The following is a 14,877-nucleotide window of genomic DNA, read 5'->3' as shown; positions in this document are numbered from 1 at the left end:
GAATTAGGAAATGCAGACACGGCCCCCGAAACCGCACGCGCATGGTAGGCGGAGAAGATGAACAGGGTCAGTGATGCAGTCCGCACTTCCTACCTCATGATTTCTTCCCGCAATTCCAGCAATGCTAAGCGTGTCGGCGATTATTAGCGACCCATACCTCGTGGATGGCAGCCAACACAGCGCACAAAACTGACCCGGGCCCGCGCTAAACGGCCGGTACATGGGCGGCGTCTATAATCAGTGGCCGCCTCAGCTCCCTGTGAACCATGTCCGACAACTGCTTCCTGCAAGCGCTGGACCAGCGCCATTCGGTGCCCTCCCTGCAATTGGGCGAGCCCGCACCGGACCCCGCCACCCAGCTGCGCATGCTGCAATCGGCCGTGCGCGTGCCCGATCACGGCAAGCTGGTGCCGTTCCGCTTTCTACGCCTGCAGGGCCAGGCGCGTCACGCGCTGGGCGAGTTTCTGGCCCAGCGCAGCCGCCAGCGCGACCCCAATGCGTCCGAAGCGGCGGTAGAGAAGGACCGCCAGCGCTTTTCCAATGCGCCGCTGATCATCACCGTGATCGCGCGGCTGCAGGACAACCCCAAAGTGCCGGCCCAGGAACAGCTGTTCACCGCCGGCTGCGTCTGTTTCGCACTGCTGCAGGCCGCCCAGGGCTGTGGTTTTGGTGCGCAATGGCTGACCGCATGGATGGCCACCGACCCGGAAGTCGCCCGTCACCTGGGCCTGGCGGACAACGAACGGATCGTCGGCTTCATCCATATCGGCACGCCCAAGATTGCCGTCCCCGACCGCGACCGGCCCGACCCGGCCAGCCTGCTGCAGGACTGGCAGCCGTGAGTGCCGGCAGCGCCCCGTTGCAGCCGCTGTATCTGATCGATGCCAGTCTGTACGTGTTCCGCGCCTGGCACTCGATTCCGGATGAATTCCAGGATGCGCAGGGGTGGCCGGTAAACGCAGTTCACGGTTTTGCCCGCTTCCTGCTGGACCTGCTTGAACGCGAACGTCCCCAGCACATCGCCGTGGCCTTCGACGAGGCGCTGGACAGCTGCTTCCGGCACGCGATTTACCCGGCCTACAAGGCCAACCGCGATCCGGCCCCGGAGGCACTGCGCCGCCAGTTCGCCCACTGCAAGGCGCTATGCGCCGCCCTGGGCCTGGAAGTGCTGGCCGACCGCGACTATGAAGCCGACGACCTGATCGGCAGTGCCCTGCATGCCAGCCGCGGCCGCCTGCGCGGCGTCATCGTCTCGGCCGACAAGGATCTGTCGCAACTGCTGCTGGAACATGACGAGCAGTGGGACTACGCGCGCAACCAGCGCTGGGGTGCCGACGGCGTCAAAGCGCGGCAAGGTGTGCACGCCCATCAGGTGGCCGACTATCTGGCCTTGAGCGGCGATGCGGTGGACAACATTCCCGGCGTTTCCGGCATTGGCGCCAAGTCGGCGGCGGTGCTGCTGGCGCATTTCGGCACGATGGACGCCCTGCTCGAACGCATCGACGAGGTGCCCTTCCTGCGCCTGCGCGGCGCAGCCACCCTTGCGGTGCGGCTGCGCGAGCAGCGCGAACAGGCGTTGCTATTCCGCCAGCTCACCACCGTGGCCTTGAACGCGCCACTGCACAATGCCGCCGGCGGCTTCCTGCGCAACAGCGGCGACGGCGACATGCTCGGCGGGCTGTGCGAGGCGCTGCGCTTCGGCCCGATGACCCGGCGCCGGCTGATGACCGCTGCCGGGCTGCAATCCCCTTCCACTCCTGCCAACGAGTTCGCATGAGCAACAACACCGCTGAACCGCGCGTCGTCTACGAAGGCAAATACCAGCGCATGCTGGTGCGCGGCACCTGGGAATACAGCGAGCGTACCCACGCCGGTGGCCTGGCCGCGATCATCATCGCAGTCACCCCGGACGACGAGGTGCTGTTCGTCGAGCAGTTCCGCGTGCCACTGCAGGCCCGCACCATTGAAATGCCGGCCGGGCTGGTCGGCGACGTCGATGCCGGCGAATCCATCGAGGTTTCGGCCATCCGCGAGCTGGAAGAAGAAACCGGCTGGACCGCCGATCACGCCGAAGTGTTGATGATCGGCCCCACCTCATCCGGCGCCAGCAACGAGAAGATCGCCTTCGTCCGCGCCACCGGCCTGCGCAAGGTCGGCGCCGGCGGCGGCGATGCCAGCGAGGACATCACCGTGCACAGCATTCCGCGTGCGCGCGCCGCTGCCTGGCTGGTAGAGAAGATGGGCGAAGGCTACGAGCTGGACGCAAAGTTGTGGGCCGGCTTGTGGATGATCGAACACCATCTGGATGGGCGCCCACGTGGCTGATTCAGGCATTCAACAATTGCCGCCGCTGCTTGGCGCGGATGATCCAGCGGTGTTCACCATCCACAACCCGCAGGGCCGCTCGCCGTTCCTGCTGCTGGCCGACCATGCTGGCCAGCGTGTGCCGCAATCGCTGGACATGCTGGGCCTGCCGCAGGCAGAACTGGACCGCCATATCGGCTGGGACATCGGCATTGCCGGCACCACCCGCGCGCTTTCGCAGCGCTTGGACGCCTGGGCCATCGAGCAGACCTATTCACGCCTGCTGATCGACTGCAACCGGCCGCTGGTGTCGCCAACACTGATTCCGGAAACCAGCGATGGCACGCCGGTGCCGGCCAATCTCGGCCTGGGCCCGCAGCAACGGCAGCAGCGCATCGACGCCATCCATGCGCCGTACCACGCCCGTATCGATAGCGAGCTGGACCGCCGCCGCGACGCCGGCGTGCCGACCCTGCTGGTGATGATGCACAGCTTCACCCCAGCCATGAACGGTGTGCAGCGGCCGTGGCACGCCGGCGTGCTCTACCACCAGGACACCCGCTTCGCGCATGCACTACTGCAGGCATTGCGTGCGGAAGGCGACCTGGAAGTGGGCGACAACCAGCCGTATTCGGTCAACAGCAGTAGCGACTACGCGGTACCAGTGCACGGCGAAGGCCGTGGGCTGGTGCACGTGGAGCTGGAAATCCGCCAGGACCTGATTGCCGATGCCGCAGGCCAACAAGCCTGGGCAGAACGCCTGGAGCGGATTTTCCGCGGTTTGCAGCCGGAACTGCTTGCCATGCAGCAAGCGCGAAGCGGCGTGTAGGCAAGACGCTTGTAGGAGCGGCGTCAGCCGCGAAGCTGGTGTGCCATCCGATGTAGCGCTTGTGAAGCCCCTGCCGAGCATGGCTCGGCACTACAGTGGCCGATTCTTTTTGTGGGAGCCGCGAAGCTTGTGCGCCATCCGATGTAGCGCTTATGAAGCCCCTGCCGAGCATGGCTCGGCACTACCGCAGGCATTGCGTTGTCCACACAGGCTGTGCCCTGATGGCTACACAAGCTGTGGATAAGGTTGCGCACCCTTTGTGCGACGGGCCTTTACAGCCACTGGTCATTTTTTGATCAAGCAAAGCCCATGTAGTGCCGAGCCATGCTCGGCAAGGGCTTCACCAGCAAACCAACAACTACGGTAACGACGCTGGGTGGCCTTGGCTCACCAGCCATAAAGCTGGCTCCAACGAACAGACACGCATTGCTGCGGTCTGATCATCTACCGGCTTCGCGGCTTACGCCGCTCCTACAGGAGCGGTTTATCAGCAACGTCCCAGCGGAGCATCGCTCCGCTCTACAGGGGCTGACTTATCAACCGGCGAAGCTGTCGGTGGCGCGTACCAGTGCGTCCACGTTCTCGGCTTCGAACGCCGAGTGGCCCGAGGCCGGGCTGATCTGCAGCTGTGCCTTCGGCCAGGCCTTGTGAAGCTCCCAGGCATTGGCCAGCGGGCACACCACGTCGTAACGGCCGTGCACGATTACGCCGGGGATATCAGCGATCTTGTGCGCGTCGCGCAGCAGCTGGTTTTCTTCTTCGAAGAAGCCGCCGTTGACGAAGTAATGGTTCTCGATGCGGGCGAATGCCAGCGCGAACTGCGGGTCTTCGTGGCTGTTGATGAAGTCGTCGTCCACGTGCAGGAAGCTGGTTGCGCCTTCCCATACGCTCCAGGCCTTGGCGGCGGCCAGACGGGTGGCTTCGTCGTCACTGGTCAGGCGGCGATGGAAGGCCGAAATCAGATCGTGGCGTTCAACCTGCGGGATCGGCTTGAGGTAGTGCTCCCAGGCATCGGGAAACAGGCGGTTGGCGCCTTCCTGGTAGAACCACTCCAGCTCCCAACGGCGCAGCATGAAGATGCCGCGCAGCACCAGTTCGGTGACGCGCTGCGGGTGGGTTTCGGCATAGGCCAGCGCCAGCGTGGAACCCCAGCTGCCGCCGAACACCTGCCACTTGTCGACGCCGAGCTTCTCACGCAGCTTTTCGATGTCGGCGACCAGGTCCCAGGTGGTGTTGTCCACCAGATCGGCATGCGGGGTAGAACGTCCCGAGCCACGCTGATCGAACAGGATGATGCGGTACTTGGCCGGGTCGTGGAACTGGCGCATCTTGTCGCTGCAGCCGCCACCGGGGCCGCCGTGCAGCATCACCACCGGCTTGCCGTTGGGGTTGCCGCATTGTTCGAAGTACAGCGTGTGGCGATCGTCGACCTTGAGCGTGCCGGTATCGTAGGGCTCGATGGCGGGATAGAGCGTGCGCATGGCAGCCTCGTTGTGAACTGGATGCACAGTTTAACGCAGCGATGTTTCGGTCTTGTCGCTGCGGCCCGGCGCATCAGCGCGAGCGGAAATCGGACGGCGTTATCGACGGCTGCAGCCACATCCCGTCGAAGCGCTGCCGCGCCTCGGGCAGGCCCAGGCCATCGGCGTAATCCATGCTCCATAACCGGCCGCGCGCATCCTGCTCGCCGGGCAGGCTACCCGCGTGCAGGTCCACGAACACCGCGCCCTTTGCGGTAAGCCGTGATTCCAGCTGATGCGGCCCCGCCGCTACCACCCGCAGCTGCTGGTCGATGTAGTCGCGGTAACGACCCTGCGCACCGGCGTAGTGCAGCACATAGGTCTGCACCTGCAACGCGGCCGGCAGCGCGCGGGTCACGTTGTCGACCGGCGGAAACCCGCGCGGGTGGCCGTCACGGTAGCCGCCGAGCCGGTTCAGATGCGCGTAGTGCCCCCAGACGACAGCCTTGCGCCCGGGATAGGCCTGCGCCAGCAGCCACTCCAGATTGCCAGCCATGATCGGGTCGTGTTCATCGAATGGCCGCAGCTGCCAAACCACCTCGGCCATGCGCTGCACGCTGGCATTGATGCGCCGCCAGAAGCCATCGCTGTCGAAAACATCATCACCGTGCTCATCGTCTGCCGCCGGCAACAGCTGCGGCAGCCATTGGCCGTCCGCCAGGAACTGCTCGCGTTCGCCTGCATCGGCCGCCGCCAGCTGGCCATCCAACAGCCGCTGTACCTGCAGCAGATAGCGCTGCGCGCGTTGCTGCTGTGAAGCATCCAGTGCCTGTTTCGACAACCGCTCACGCAGCTGTGGTACCAGCTGCGTGCGTGACAGGCTGCCGCTCAGGCGGCCGTCGAAGCCGGCCAGCTGCATCGCCGCCGGCGTATCCCGCTGTGCGTCCAGGTAGTCGTACAGCGGCCACAATTCGGCGCTGTTGGCGTACATGTAGAAGATGGTGCCTGGCGCGTTGGCACGCAGCGGCAAGCGCGACTGCCACAGGCGGGTGACATCGAACAAGCCGCTTTCCAGCACCAGCAGGTCGAAGCCCTTGCGCTCGTGCAGGTAACGCACGGTGCGCACCTTGCTTTCGTAGATGTTGCCCTCGCCGTGGGTCAGCTCGTCGAGCATGACGATGCGCTTGTCGCCGATTGCCTCACCCAACGGTGCCAGATCGGCATAGTCGTCCTGTATCGGCGCACTCTCCCGCAGCGGATGGAGCGGAGCTTGCCTGCTGGACGCCGATGCCGGCAGGCACGCCAGCGACGTGAACAGCAATACGGCAGTGAACGCGCTGCGGCTCATCGTCTTCCCCGGCATCAAAACGGCGATGCTACGGGAGGTTCTGCGCTGCCTGCTACGGACAGAATATGTCCGCGCCAACCGCCTGCAATGCGGGCTTCTGGCTCTGTCCTGGCTTTCATCTTGACCTTCGTCCTGCGGTGGCACGGGCCATCACGCCGGACCTTCCCGCCAACGCGGAATATCCACGAACCAGCGGCAGACATTCCACAGCAACGGGCGTGCCAACCTCAACCAGGCCAGCGCCCCAAGGTCACCCGGTCACGCTGCTCCAGATCCTGCACGGTCTGTGCTTCCACGAAACCTGCCTGCTCAAGCAAGGCGCGGATCGCCGGCCCCTGGTCCCAGCCGTGCTCCAGCAACAACCAACCGCCCGGCACCAGATGATCGTGCGCGCCGGCGACAATCTCGCGGATCGCATCCAGCCCATCCGCACCGGAGGCCAGTGCCGGTGGCGGCTCGAAGCGCAGGTCGCCCTGCACCAGGTGCGGGTCACCTGCAGCGATGTACGGCGGGTTGCTGACGATCATGTCGAAGCGGTCCGCTCCCAGCGCCGCATACCAGTGCCCGCGCCGGAACCAGACATTTTCCAGTCCATGCGCCTGTGCGTTCTTCACCGCCACCGCCAGCGCCGGGCCCAGTACGTCGGTGGCCATCACCGTGGCCAATGGCCGCTCGCTGGCGATGGACAGGGCAACCGCGCCGCTGCCGGTACCCATGTCGGCCACCCGCAACATCTCGTCGGCCGGCAGCCGGGCCAGTACCTGCTCGACCAGCAGCTCGGTCTCCGGGCGCGGGATCAGGGTGGCGGTATTGACCTGCAGATCCAGGGTCCAGAAACCGCGACGGCCGGTCAGATAAGCCAGCGGGTGGCCTTCGGCACGCCGCGCCAGCAGTACCTCGAAGCGCCCGCGGGTGTCCGCATCCACCTCGTCGCTGGCATGGGCGAACAACCACGCCCTTTCCACGCCCAGTACGTGGATCAGCAGCTGCTCGGCCTCGTGGCGGGCATCTGCGCCCGGCAGGCGCGCAGCGGCCTCGCGCAACAGCTCGGCAACCTTCAGGGTGGACACTTCGCTACCTCTTCACTGCAAGTTTCAGGACGGCGAGGATAGTCAGCGCGCCCGCCCCTGCCTACCCGCCAGCATGCTTGCCGAGAGATTAATCGTGTCTATGTCGGGCCGTTCAGCCAGGCTTCTGAGCGCTTGGAAAGCCGCCAAAGCACCCGATATCAGGCTTTGAGGCAGGCTTATGGCGTCGATTGATAGCCATTGCCTATTGATACGATGCATCCAATTCATTTGTTTTATTAGTTTCTGCCTATTAGTCTTGCTCCATCGATTCACCCCGCCCTACCACCCAAGAGGAATCTCCATGTCCCTTATCAATACCCAGGTCCAGCCGTTCAAGGTCAATGCTTTCCACAACGGCAAGTTCATTGAAGTCACCGAAGAGTCGCTGAAGGGCAAGTGGTCGGTCCTGATCTTCATGCCGGCAGCCTTCACCTTTAACTGTCCGACCGAGATTGAAGACGCCGCTGAAAACTATGCCGAGTTCCAGAAGGCCGGTGCCGAGGTCTACATCGTGACCACCGATACCCACTTCTCGCACAAGGTGTGGCACGAAACCTCGCCGGCCGTGGGCAAGGCCAAGTTCCCGCTGGTCGGCGACCCGACCCACCAGCTGACCAACGCCTTCGGCGTGCACATTCCGGAAGAAGGCCTGGCCCTGCGCGGCACCTTCGTGATCAACCCGGAAGGCGTGATCAAGACCATGGAAGTGCATTCCAACGAGATCGCCCGTGACGTGTCCGAGACCCTGCGCAAGCTGAAGGCTGCCCAGTTCACCGCCGCACACCCGAACGAAGTGTGCCCGGCCAAGTGGAAGGAAGGCGAAAAGACCCTGACCCCGTCGCTGGACCTGGTCGGCAAGATCTAACTGCCAGGAACCACCAGTCAGGAACCTGGAACCAGTATTCACGTGCTGGTTTATAGGGACTGGTTGTTGGTGATTGGCTTCATTCCCCACCCCGCTTCGCGGCGGGTGTGGGGGTGAACCGCAGACTGTTTGACGCCAGCCAGCACGGCGCCAGCCAGCCGAGCAAGCAGGCTGCGGTTCACCCCTACTTTTCAAGGCGGCCTGCCCCCACGCAGTGACGTCACTCCCCAGTATTGCCTCGACGTTTTGCCTCGATAGGAGATTGTCCATGTTGGATGCCAACCTGCAGACCCAGCTCAAGACCTACCTGGAACGGGTTACCCGCCCGATCCACATCACCGCGCACGCCGATGACGGCGAAAAGTCGCAGGAGATGATGGAGCTGCTCAACACGCTGGTCACCCTGTCGGACAAGATCACGCTGGACGTGCGCCGTGACGGCCAGGGCCGCGTGCCTTCGTTCGACCTCGACAGCCCGGGCCAGAACATCGGCCTGACCTTCGCCGGCCTGCCGATGGGCCACGAATTCACCTCCTTCGTGCTGGCCCTGCTGCAGGTCGGCGGCCATCCGTCCAAGGAATCGGCCGAGCTGCTGGAGCAGATCCGCGACCTGAAGGGCGAGTACCGCTTTGAAACCTATTTCTCGCTGTCCTGCCAGAACTGCCCGGACGTGGTGCAGGCGCTGAACCTGGCCGCAGCGCTGAACCCCAACATCACCCATGTCGCCATCGACGGCGCCCTGTTCCAGGACGAGGTCGAGCAGCGCCAGGTGATGTCGGTGCCGACCGTCTATCTCAACGGCGAAGTGTTCGACCAGGGCCGCATGAGCCTGGAGCAGATCGTCGCCAAGCTGGATACCGGTGCCGCCGCGCGTGATGCCGAAAAGATCAAGGCCAAGGATGCTTTCGACGTGCTGGTGGTGGGCGGTGGCCCAGCCGGTGCCGCGGCGGCGATCTATGCCGCGCGCAAGGGCATCCGCACCGGTGTTGCTGCCGAGCGTTTCGGTGGCCAGGTGCTGGACACCATGGGGATCGAGAACTTCATCTCGGTGCAGCACACCGAAGGCCCGAAGCTGGCCGCCGCGCTGGAAGCCCACGTACGCGAGTACGAGGTGGACATCATGAACCTGCAGCGCGCCACCAAGCTGGTGCCGGCCGGTGCCGATGGCCTGGTCGAAGTGCAGCTGGAAAACGGTGCCTCGCTGAAGTCCAAGACGGTGATCCTGTCCACCGGCGCACGCTGGCGGCAGATGAACGTGCCGGGCGAGAACGAGTACCGCAACAAGGGCGTGGCCTACTGCCCGCACTGCGACGGCCCGCTGTTCAAGGGCAAGCGCGTGGCGGTGATCGGCGGCGGCAACTCCGGCGTCGAAGCGGCCATCGACCTGGCCGGCATTGTCAGCCACGTCACCGTGTTCGAGTTCGACAGCAAGCTGCGTGCCGACCAGGTGCTGCAGGCCAAGCTCAACAGCCTGCCCAACGTGAAGGTGGTGCTCAACGCACAGACCACCGAAGTGCTGGGCGACGGCCAGAGGGTCAATGGCCTGGTCTATACCGACCGCGTCGGTGGCGATTCGCACCGCGTCGAGCTGGAAGGCATCTTCGTGCAGATCGGCCTGCTGCCGAACACCGAGTGGCTGCGTGGCACGGTGGAGCTCAGCGATCGCGGTGAGATCATCATCGATGACCGCGGCCAGACCAATGTGCCGGGCGTGTTTGCCGCCGGTGACTGCACCACGGTGCCGTACAAGCAGATCGTCATCGCCATGGGCGCCGGTTCTACCGCCGCACTCAGTGCCTTCGATCATCTGATCCGTACACCGGTGCTGCAGCCTGCGACGGCAGTGGAAGAAACCGCCTGAAGCCCTCAAAGCCCCGCATTGCGGGGCTTTGATTTGACCGCACTTACCGCCGTAGCAACAGTGGTGAGGAACCAGAAACCAGTAAGGGCCAACGCGGATGTTGGCCAACTCAGCTCTGCGTTTCTGGTTCCTGAGCTCTACGTTCCCAGCTTCAAAGGCCAAACATGAATCTTCGCGATCTGAAATACCTGGTGGCGCTGGCCGAGCACAAGCACTTCGGCCGTGCGGCGGCAGCCAGCTTTGTCAGCCAGCCCACGCTGTCCACCCAGATCAAGAAGCTGGAAGAAGAGCTGGGCGTGCCGCTGGTCGAACGCGCGCCACGCAAGGTGATGCTGACCCCGGCCGGCCGCGAAGCCGCAGCGCGTGCGCGCAGCATCGTGGCCGAAGTGGAACAGATGAAGGAGGCCGCGCGCCGCGCGCGCGATCCGGAAGCCGGTACCGTGCGCCTGGGCATTTTCCCAACACTGGGCCCGTATCTGCTGCCACATGTGGTGCCGGCAATCCGCCAGCGCTTCCCGCAACTTGAAATGCTGCTGGTCGAGGAGAAAAGCGACGTGCTGCTGGCGCAACTGCGCAATGGCCAGCTCGACGCCGCACTGCTGGCGTTGCCGGTGGCCGACGAACAGTTGCACACCGAGTTCCTGTTCGAAGAGCCCTTCGTGCTGGCAGCGCCGGAAGGTCACCCACTGACCAGGCACGCCTCCTTGACTCTGGACGACCTGTCCGACCAGCGCCTGCTGCTGTTGCAGGACGGTCACTGCCTGCGCGACCAGGCGCTGGATGTCTGCCATATGGCCGGTGCGCTGGAGAAGTCCGAATTCCAGGCCACCAGCCTGGAGACCCTGCGGCAGATGGTGGCGGCCAATGTTGGCGTCACCCTGCTGCCGATGCTGGCGGTGAAGCCGCCGGTGGCGCGCTCGGAGAACGTCAGATTGATCCCGTTTTCGGGCAACCCACAGCCGAACCGGCGCATTGGCATGATCTGGCGCCGCAGCTCGGCGATGGGCGCGTTCCTGGAACAGTTCGCCCAATTGTTCAAACAGTTACCGGCGGGCTTGTTGGAGGCGCCGGTGCCGGTGGAGCCGACGCGGGTTCAGGGCTAAAGTCTCTACCCCTCCCCAGCCCTCCCCTGCGCCTGCGGCGCAAGGGAGGGGGCAATGGCCCTGGCGCCGCAGCGCAGGGGAGGCGCAACTGTTTGCACCCCAAAAGCTGAACATGCCCCTGCCCTACATTGCATCCGGGCCTGAGCGGCCCCATGATCTTCACAGGGTCGCCTGCGGCCCGCTTCACCAGCACAATAGAAACCCGGGCGGCGCCGACCAAGCGTCGCCTTTTGCTTGCTCTTCATACAGATAAGGAATTCCCATGACCAGCCACAGCGGTCTGCCGCCATCCATCGTTGTTTCCACCCGTGACATGGCCCGTCTTGAAGCCCTGCTTGACTCCCCGGCGCTGAGCCGGCACCCGGCCGCCGTTGCCCTTGCGCAGGAACTTGAGCGCGCGCAGGTGCTGCCGCCGGAAGAAATTCCCGAAGGCATCGTCACCATGCACTCCCGTGTGGACTGCGAAGACGAACTGCACAACGAAAAACATTCCCTGACCCTGGTCTATCCGCACGAAGCGGATTTCGACAAGGGCCGCGTGTCGATCCTGGCGCCGGTTGGCAGTGCCCTGTTGGGCTTGTCGGTTGGCCAGACCATCGATTGGACCGCACCCGGCGGCCGCCAGCTGCGCCTGCGCGTCACCGCCGTCCACTACCAGCCTGAAGCGGCTGGTGATTTCCACCGCTGAGCGCATCGCGCTGCCACTGCAACAGGAAACCGTAATGACCCAGGCCCACTCCAAGCTCGCCCAGTTGCGTGAACTGTCCGTCGTCGTCGCCGACACCGGTGATTACGACGCCATCAAACGCCTGCGCCCGGTCGACTGCACCACCAACCCGACGTTGGTGAAGAAAGCCCTCGACCTGCCGGTCTACGCCGGCCTGATCGAGCGCGAGCTGCAGTGGGGCCGGGCTCAGTCCGGTGACAAGCAGGCTGTTGCCAACGCCGTTGTTGATCGCCTGACTGTCGGCGTCGGCACGATGCTGGCCGAACTGGTGCCGGGCCGCGTCTCCACCGAAGTGGACGCCGACCAGGCCCACAACACCGAGGCGACGATCGCCAAGGCACGCGAGTTCATCGCCATGTACGAAGCGGCCGGCGTGCCGCGCGACAAGGTGCTGATCAAGATTGCCGCCACCTGGGCCGGCGTGGAAGCCGCCCGCGTGCTGCAGGCCGAGGGCATCGACTGCAACCTGACCCTGATCTTCAACCCGACCCAGGCCCTGGCCTGCTCGGAAGCCGGTGCCTTCCTGATTTCGCCGTTCGTCGGCCGGATCCTGGACTGGTACGTCGCCAACGGCCAGACCCCGGCAAGCATCGACGAAGACCCGGGCGTGCAGTTCGTGCGCGGTGTGTTTGCCGAGTTCAAGCGTCGTGGTTCCAGCACGGTGGTGATGGGCGCCTCGTTCCGTTCCACCGCGCAGATTGAAGCGCTGGCCGGCTGTGACCGTCTGACGATTTCGCCGGACCTGCTGGAGAAGCTGGACGCTGATTTCGGCGAGCTGCCACGCAAGCTGGTGGCCGGTGCTGCCGAAGCAGTGAACGTGGCGGCGATTGATGAAGCGAAGTTTGATGCCGATATGGCGGTCGATCCGATGGCTACGGAAAAGCTGGCTACCGGTATTGAAGCGTTTGCCAAGGATCTGCAGACCCTGCGTCAGCGGATTGCGGATGAGTTGGGCGGCTGAGGCTGTACCAACCGACTGCATAGCGTATGTCACCTCCCTTCTCCCGCGCGCGGGAGAAGGTGCCCCGAAGGGGCGGATGAGGGGAGGCTTTTAAAGCTTTTGCTCCACGTGCTTTCAGAGCGCCCTCACCCCAACCCCTCTCCCGCATGCGGGAGAGGGGCTTAAGCTGAAGCAAACGCAAGCGCTAGAACACGCCCAGCTCCAACCCTGCTGCCAGCAGCGCACCCAGCTCCCGGCCTCTTGCCAGCTCAGCCTCCGGCACTGCTTTCGCCGCCAGAATCGCCTCCGCCGTCTGCGCCTGCGTACACACCAGCACCGGCTCGGCCACCTCTTTCAAGCGCAGGCCCAAGGCCACCCGCCGCAGCTGCGCGATGGTCGGCTGACCATCCGAGCCCGCACACACCAGCAGCGCATACGGCTTGCCCTCGCAGCGCCCCAGCAAGGGGTAATAACTGCGATCGAAGAAATCCTTCATCGCCCCGCTCATCGAGGCCAGGGTTTCCGGCGTGGCAAACACCACCGCATCGGCCATCAACACATCGTCGGCAACTGCATCGGCAGCGCGCACTGCGCTTACCTGCACCGCATCACCGGCTGCCGCATGCGCGCCCTGCAGCAAGGCGCCCACCATCGCCTCAGTGGCGCCGGTAAAGCTGTGCCACACCACCAGCAGACGGCGCGGTGCGGCACTCATCGCTCAGACATCCAGGCCGATCGGGCAGCTCACGCCGGTACCGCCGATGCCGCAATAGCCATTCGGATTCTTGGCCAGGTATTGCTGGTGGTAATCCTCGGCGTAATAGAACGGCGGCGCCGGGAAAACGATCTCGGTGGTGATCTCGCCATAGCCCGCCGCTGACAGCTGCTGCTGGTAAGCAGCACGACTGGCGATGGCCGCGTCGTACTGTTCCTGCGTATGGCAATAGAGCGCGGAGCGGTACTGGGTGCCGGTGTCGTTGCCCTGGCGCATGCCCTGGGTGGGGTCGTGGTTTTCCCAGAAGGTGCGCAGCACGGTGTCCAGCGTCACCTGTGCCGGATCAAACACCACCCGCACCACTTCGGCATGGCCGGTCAGCCCGGAACAGGCCTCTTCGTAGGTCGGGTTCGGGGTGACGCCGCCCTGGTAGCCGACCGCCGTGGTCACCACGCCCGGCAGCTGCCAGAACTTGCGCTCGGCGCCCCAGAAACAGCCCAGGCCCACGTCCAGCACCTGCAGGCCGGCGAAGTCGCCCTGCAAGGGCTGGCCGTTGACGAAATGCACGTTGTGCAGCGGCAGCGGCGTGTCCCGCCCCGGCAGTGCTTCTTCCGGGCGCGGCAGGCGCTGCTTGAATGCACCGATACCCAAAATACCTTGGCCGATTCCCAACATGGTCAGTTCCTCAGGCCGGGAGGAATCCCGGCGCTTCATCGTCATCCAAGATGGGGGCGTCGCCGCCATCGTCCAAGCCCAACGCAGCCACGATGTCTTCGGCCTCTGCCTTGGCCGAATCCGGCACGCAGACCCGCAGCAGGCCGAACAGCGGCAGTTCGCCGCCCGCACCCAGCAGGGATTCGCCGAACACGAAGGCCGGTATGTCGGCGGCCTCCAGCGCATGCTTGACCAGGTGCGCGTCGAACAGGTTGTTGGTCTGGTAGATCAGCTGCATCAAGGTTCTCCATTCACAGCGGCTTGCGCAGCGCATCGGTGGCGGCAAGCTGCTCGCTTTCCTCCGCTCCGGCCTGGCGCCACTCCCGCACAGCGGGCAGCGCCAACAACGCCTGCATATAGCGCGCGGCTTCGCCTTCCACCGCCACGCCGTAGCCATCAAAACGTATCGCTACCGGCGCAAACATCGCATCAACGATGCCGAACTGCCCGAACAGGAAGTCCCCGCCGGTGCCATGGTCGCTGCGCAGCGTGCTCCACAAGACAGCGATCCGCGCGATATCGGCGTCGGCCGCTACATCCCAGCGGTAGCCATCGGGCTGGCGACGGCTGTTCATCGGCAGCTGAGTGCGCAGCGCGGTGAAACCTGAATGCATCTCCGCCGCCGCGGCCCGGGCCAGCGCCCGCTGGCCCAGATCAGCCGGCCAACCGCGCCCGCCCAGCCAGCGCTCGTTGGCGTATTCGCAGATGGCCAGCGAATCCCACAGCTGCAAGGCCCCGTCGCGCAGGGCCGGGACCTTGCCGGTGGGCGAATGCTGACGCACCTGGCTGGCAAAGTCCGGCGTGTCCAGGGCCAGCCGCACTTCGTCGAACGCCACCCCGAAATGGCGCAGCAGCAGCCATGGGCGCAGCGACCAGGAGGAGTAATTCTTGTTGCCTATCACCAGAACGGGGCGGTCCATCGGCACGATCCACGGGGCGGA

16 protein-coding genes are annotated in these 14,877 nt (G+C 64.7%); 9 read left to right on the top strand and 7 right to left on the bottom strand.

Annotation, left to right across the window (positions count from 1 at the left end; all coding sequences use genetic code 11):
• The first annotated feature begins 266 nt into the window (after positions 1 to 266).
• From BCV67_RS20535 to BCV67_RS13720, 4 genes are read left to right on the top strand one after another with little or no spacing between them, the layout of a single operon-like run.
• A complete protein-coding gene (locus BCV67_RS20535) occupies positions 267 to 842 on the top strand; it encodes a nitroreductase family protein (RefSeq protein WP_062169111.1) in 576 nt (191 codons plus the stop codon).
• Entirely contained in the window at positions 830 to 1,777 is a 948-nt protein-coding gene (locus BCV67_RS13730) for a 5'-3' exonuclease (protein WP_428999521.1), read from the top strand. The genes BCV67_RS20535 and BCV67_RS13730 overlap by 13 nt, the downstream gene beginning before the upstream one ends.
• Complete coding sequence (locus BCV67_RS13725; protein WP_062169115.1) at positions 1,774 to 2,325, top strand: NUDIX hydrolase; 552 nt, start codon at positions 1,774 to 1,776, stop codon at positions 2,323 to 2,325. The genes BCV67_RS13730 and BCV67_RS13725 overlap by 4 nt, the downstream gene beginning before the upstream one ends.
• Positions 2,306 to 3,133 carry an N-formylglutamate amidohydrolase gene (locus tag BCV67_RS13720; protein ID WP_428999479.1) on the top strand — a complete coding sequence of 276 codons (828 nt, stop codon included), beginning with the start codon at positions 2,306 to 2,308 and terminating at the stop codon, positions 3,131 to 3,133. The genes BCV67_RS13725 and BCV67_RS13720 overlap by 20 nt, the downstream gene beginning before the upstream one ends.
• A gap of 536 nt (positions 3,134 to 3,669) precedes the next feature.
• Here BCV67_RS13720 and pip read toward each other — a convergent pair.
• The 3 genes from pip to prmC all read right to left on the bottom strand — a co-directional run bounded on the left by pip (position 3,670) and on the right by prmC (position 7,011).
• On the bottom strand, positions 3,670 to 4,614 hold the full coding sequence (pip, locus tag BCV67_RS13715; protein WP_062169117.1) for a prolyl aminopeptidase: 945 nt from the start codon (positions 4,612 to 4,614) through the stop codon (positions 3,670 to 3,672).
• A 73-nt stretch (positions 4,615 to 4,687) separates the two neighbouring features.
• Positions 4,688 to 5,941 (bottom strand): erythromycin esterase family protein, encoded by a 1,254-nt coding sequence (locus BCV67_RS13710; protein ID WP_062169119.1) that lies wholly within the window; start codon positions 5,939 to 5,941, stop codon positions 4,688 to 4,690.
• Positions 5,942 to 6,168: 227 nt separating this feature from the next.
• Positions 6,169 to 7,011 carry a peptide chain release factor N(5)-glutamine methyltransferase gene (prmC, locus tag BCV67_RS13705; protein WP_062169121.1) on the bottom strand — a complete coding sequence of 281 codons (843 nt, stop codon included), beginning with the start codon at positions 7,009 to 7,011 and terminating at the stop codon, positions 6,169 to 6,171.
• A gap of 301 nt (positions 7,012 to 7,312) precedes the next feature.
• On the opposite strand from prmC, the gene ahpC reads away from it, so the two are divergent.
• The 5 genes from ahpC (at position 7,313) to BCV67_RS13680 (ending at position 12,528) form a co-directional block, all read left to right on the top strand.
• A complete protein-coding gene (ahpC, locus tag BCV67_RS13700) occupies positions 7,313 to 7,876 on the top strand; it encodes an alkyl hydroperoxide reductase subunit C (RefSeq protein ID WP_062169123.1) in 564 nt (187 codons plus the stop codon).
• Between the two features lie 268 nt (positions 7,877 to 8,144).
• The gene (gene ahpF, locus BCV67_RS13695) at positions 8,145 to 9,737 is read left to right on the top strand and encodes an alkyl hydroperoxide reductase subunit F (protein ID WP_062169125.1); all 1,593 of its coding nucleotides are present in this window, start codon (positions 8,145 to 8,147) and stop codon (positions 9,735 to 9,737) included.
• 164 nt (positions 9,738 to 9,901) lie between these two features.
• Positions 9,902 to 10,840 carry a LysR substrate-binding domain-containing protein gene (locus BCV67_RS13690; RefSeq protein WP_062169127.1) on the top strand — a complete coding sequence of 313 codons (939 nt, stop codon included), beginning with the start codon at positions 9,902 to 9,904 and terminating at the stop codon, positions 10,838 to 10,840.
• Positions 10,841 to 11,102: 262 nt separating this feature from the next.
• Positions 11,103 to 11,528: a nucleoside diphosphate kinase regulator gene (rnk, locus tag BCV67_RS13685; RefSeq protein WP_057630901.1), complete on the top strand. Its 426-nt coding sequence runs from the start codon at positions 11,103 to 11,105 to the stop codon at positions 11,526 to 11,528.
• 34 nt (positions 11,529 to 11,562) lie between these two features.
• Entirely contained in the window at positions 11,563 to 12,528 is a 966-nt protein-coding gene (locus BCV67_RS13680) for a transaldolase (protein ID WP_062171734.1), read from the top strand.
• Between the two features lie 184 nt (positions 12,529 to 12,712).
• Here BCV67_RS13680 and BCV67_RS13675 read toward each other — a convergent pair whose 3' ends face one another.
• Genes BCV67_RS13675 through BCV67_RS13660 form a run of 4 tightly spaced genes read right to left on the bottom strand, consistent with a single transcriptional unit; the run spans position 12,713 to position 14,856 of the window.
• Positions 12,713 to 13,222, bottom strand: coding sequence for a flavodoxin family protein (locus BCV67_RS13675; RefSeq protein ID WP_062169130.1), 510 nt, complete (start codon positions 13,220 to 13,222; stop codon positions 12,713 to 12,715).
• Positions 13,223 to 13,225: 3 nt separating this feature from the next.
• Entirely contained in the window at positions 13,226 to 13,876 is a 651-nt protein-coding gene (gene msrA / locus BCV67_RS13670) for a peptide-methionine (S)-S-oxide reductase MsrA (RefSeq protein ID WP_062171737.1), read from the bottom strand.
• A gap of 31 nt (positions 13,877 to 13,907) precedes the next feature.
• A complete protein-coding gene (locus BCV67_RS13665) occupies positions 13,908 to 14,174 on the bottom strand; it encodes a DUF2007 domain-containing protein (RefSeq protein ID WP_062169132.1) in 267 nt (88 codons plus the stop codon).
• 13 nt (positions 14,175 to 14,187) lie between these two features.
• Positions 14,188 to 14,856: a glutathione S-transferase family protein gene (locus BCV67_RS13660; protein ID WP_062169139.1), complete on the bottom strand. Its 669-nt coding sequence runs from the start codon at positions 14,854 to 14,856 to the stop codon at positions 14,188 to 14,190.
• Between the last annotated feature and the right edge of the window lie 21 nt (positions 14,857 to 14,877).

This window comes from Stenotrophomonas nitritireducens (assembly GCF_001700965.1).
Taxonomy (GTDB): domain Bacteria; phylum Pseudomonadota; class Gammaproteobacteria; order Xanthomonadales; family Xanthomonadaceae; genus Stenotrophomonas; species Stenotrophomonas nitritireducens_A.
The sequence above is the reverse complement of the archived record's forward strand: the minus strand, read 5'-3'. Positions and strand labels throughout refer to the sequence as shown.

Bases quoted from the DNA above. Each gene is read 5' to 3' on its own strand.
- BCV67_RS20535 (WP_062169111.1), top strand. From the start codon at position 267: ATGTCCGACAACTGCTTCCTGCAAGCGCTGGACCAGCGCCATTCGGTG.
- BCV67_RS13725 (WP_062169115.1), top strand. From the start codon at position 1,774: ATGAGCAACAACACCGCTGAACCGCGCGTCGTCTACGAAGGCAAATAC.
- BCV67_RS13720 (WP_428999479.1), top strand. From the start codon at position 2,306: ATGGGCGCCCACGTGGCTGATTCAGGCATTCAACAATTGCCGCCGCTG.
- pip (WP_062169117.1), bottom strand. From the start codon at position 4,614: ATGCGCACGCTCTATCCCGCCATCGAGCCCTACGATACCGGCACGCTC.
- BCV67_RS13710 (WP_062169119.1), bottom strand. From the start codon at position 5,941: ATGAGCCGCAGCGCGTTCACTGCCGTATTGCTGTTCACGTCGCTGGCG.
- ahpC (WP_062169123.1), top strand. From the start codon at position 7,313: ATGTCCCTTATCAATACCCAGGTCCAGCCGTTCAAGGTCAATGCTTTC.
- ahpF (WP_062169125.1), top strand. From the start codon at position 8,145: ATGTTGGATGCCAACCTGCAGACCCAGCTCAAGACCTACCTGGAACGG.
- BCV67_RS13690 (WP_062169127.1), top strand. From the start codon at position 9,902: ATGAATCTTCGCGATCTGAAATACCTGGTGGCGCTGGCCGAGCACAAG.
- rnk (WP_057630901.1), top strand. From the start codon at position 11,103: ATGACCAGCCACAGCGGTCTGCCGCCATCCATCGTTGTTTCCACCCGT.
- BCV67_RS13680 (WP_062171734.1), top strand. From the start codon at position 11,563: ATGACCCAGGCCCACTCCAAGCTCGCCCAGTTGCGTGAACTGTCCGTC.
- BCV67_RS13675 (WP_062169130.1), bottom strand. From the start codon at position 13,222: ATGAGTGCCGCACCGCGCCGTCTGCTGGTGGTGTGGCACAGCTTTACC.
- BCV67_RS13665 (WP_062169132.1), bottom strand. From the start codon at position 14,174: ATGCAGCTGATCTACCAGACCAACAACCTGTTCGACGCGCACCTGGTC.
- BCV67_RS13660 (WP_062169139.1), bottom strand. From the start codon at position 14,856: ATGGACCGCCCCGTTCTGGTGATAGGCAACAAGAATTACTCCTCCTGG.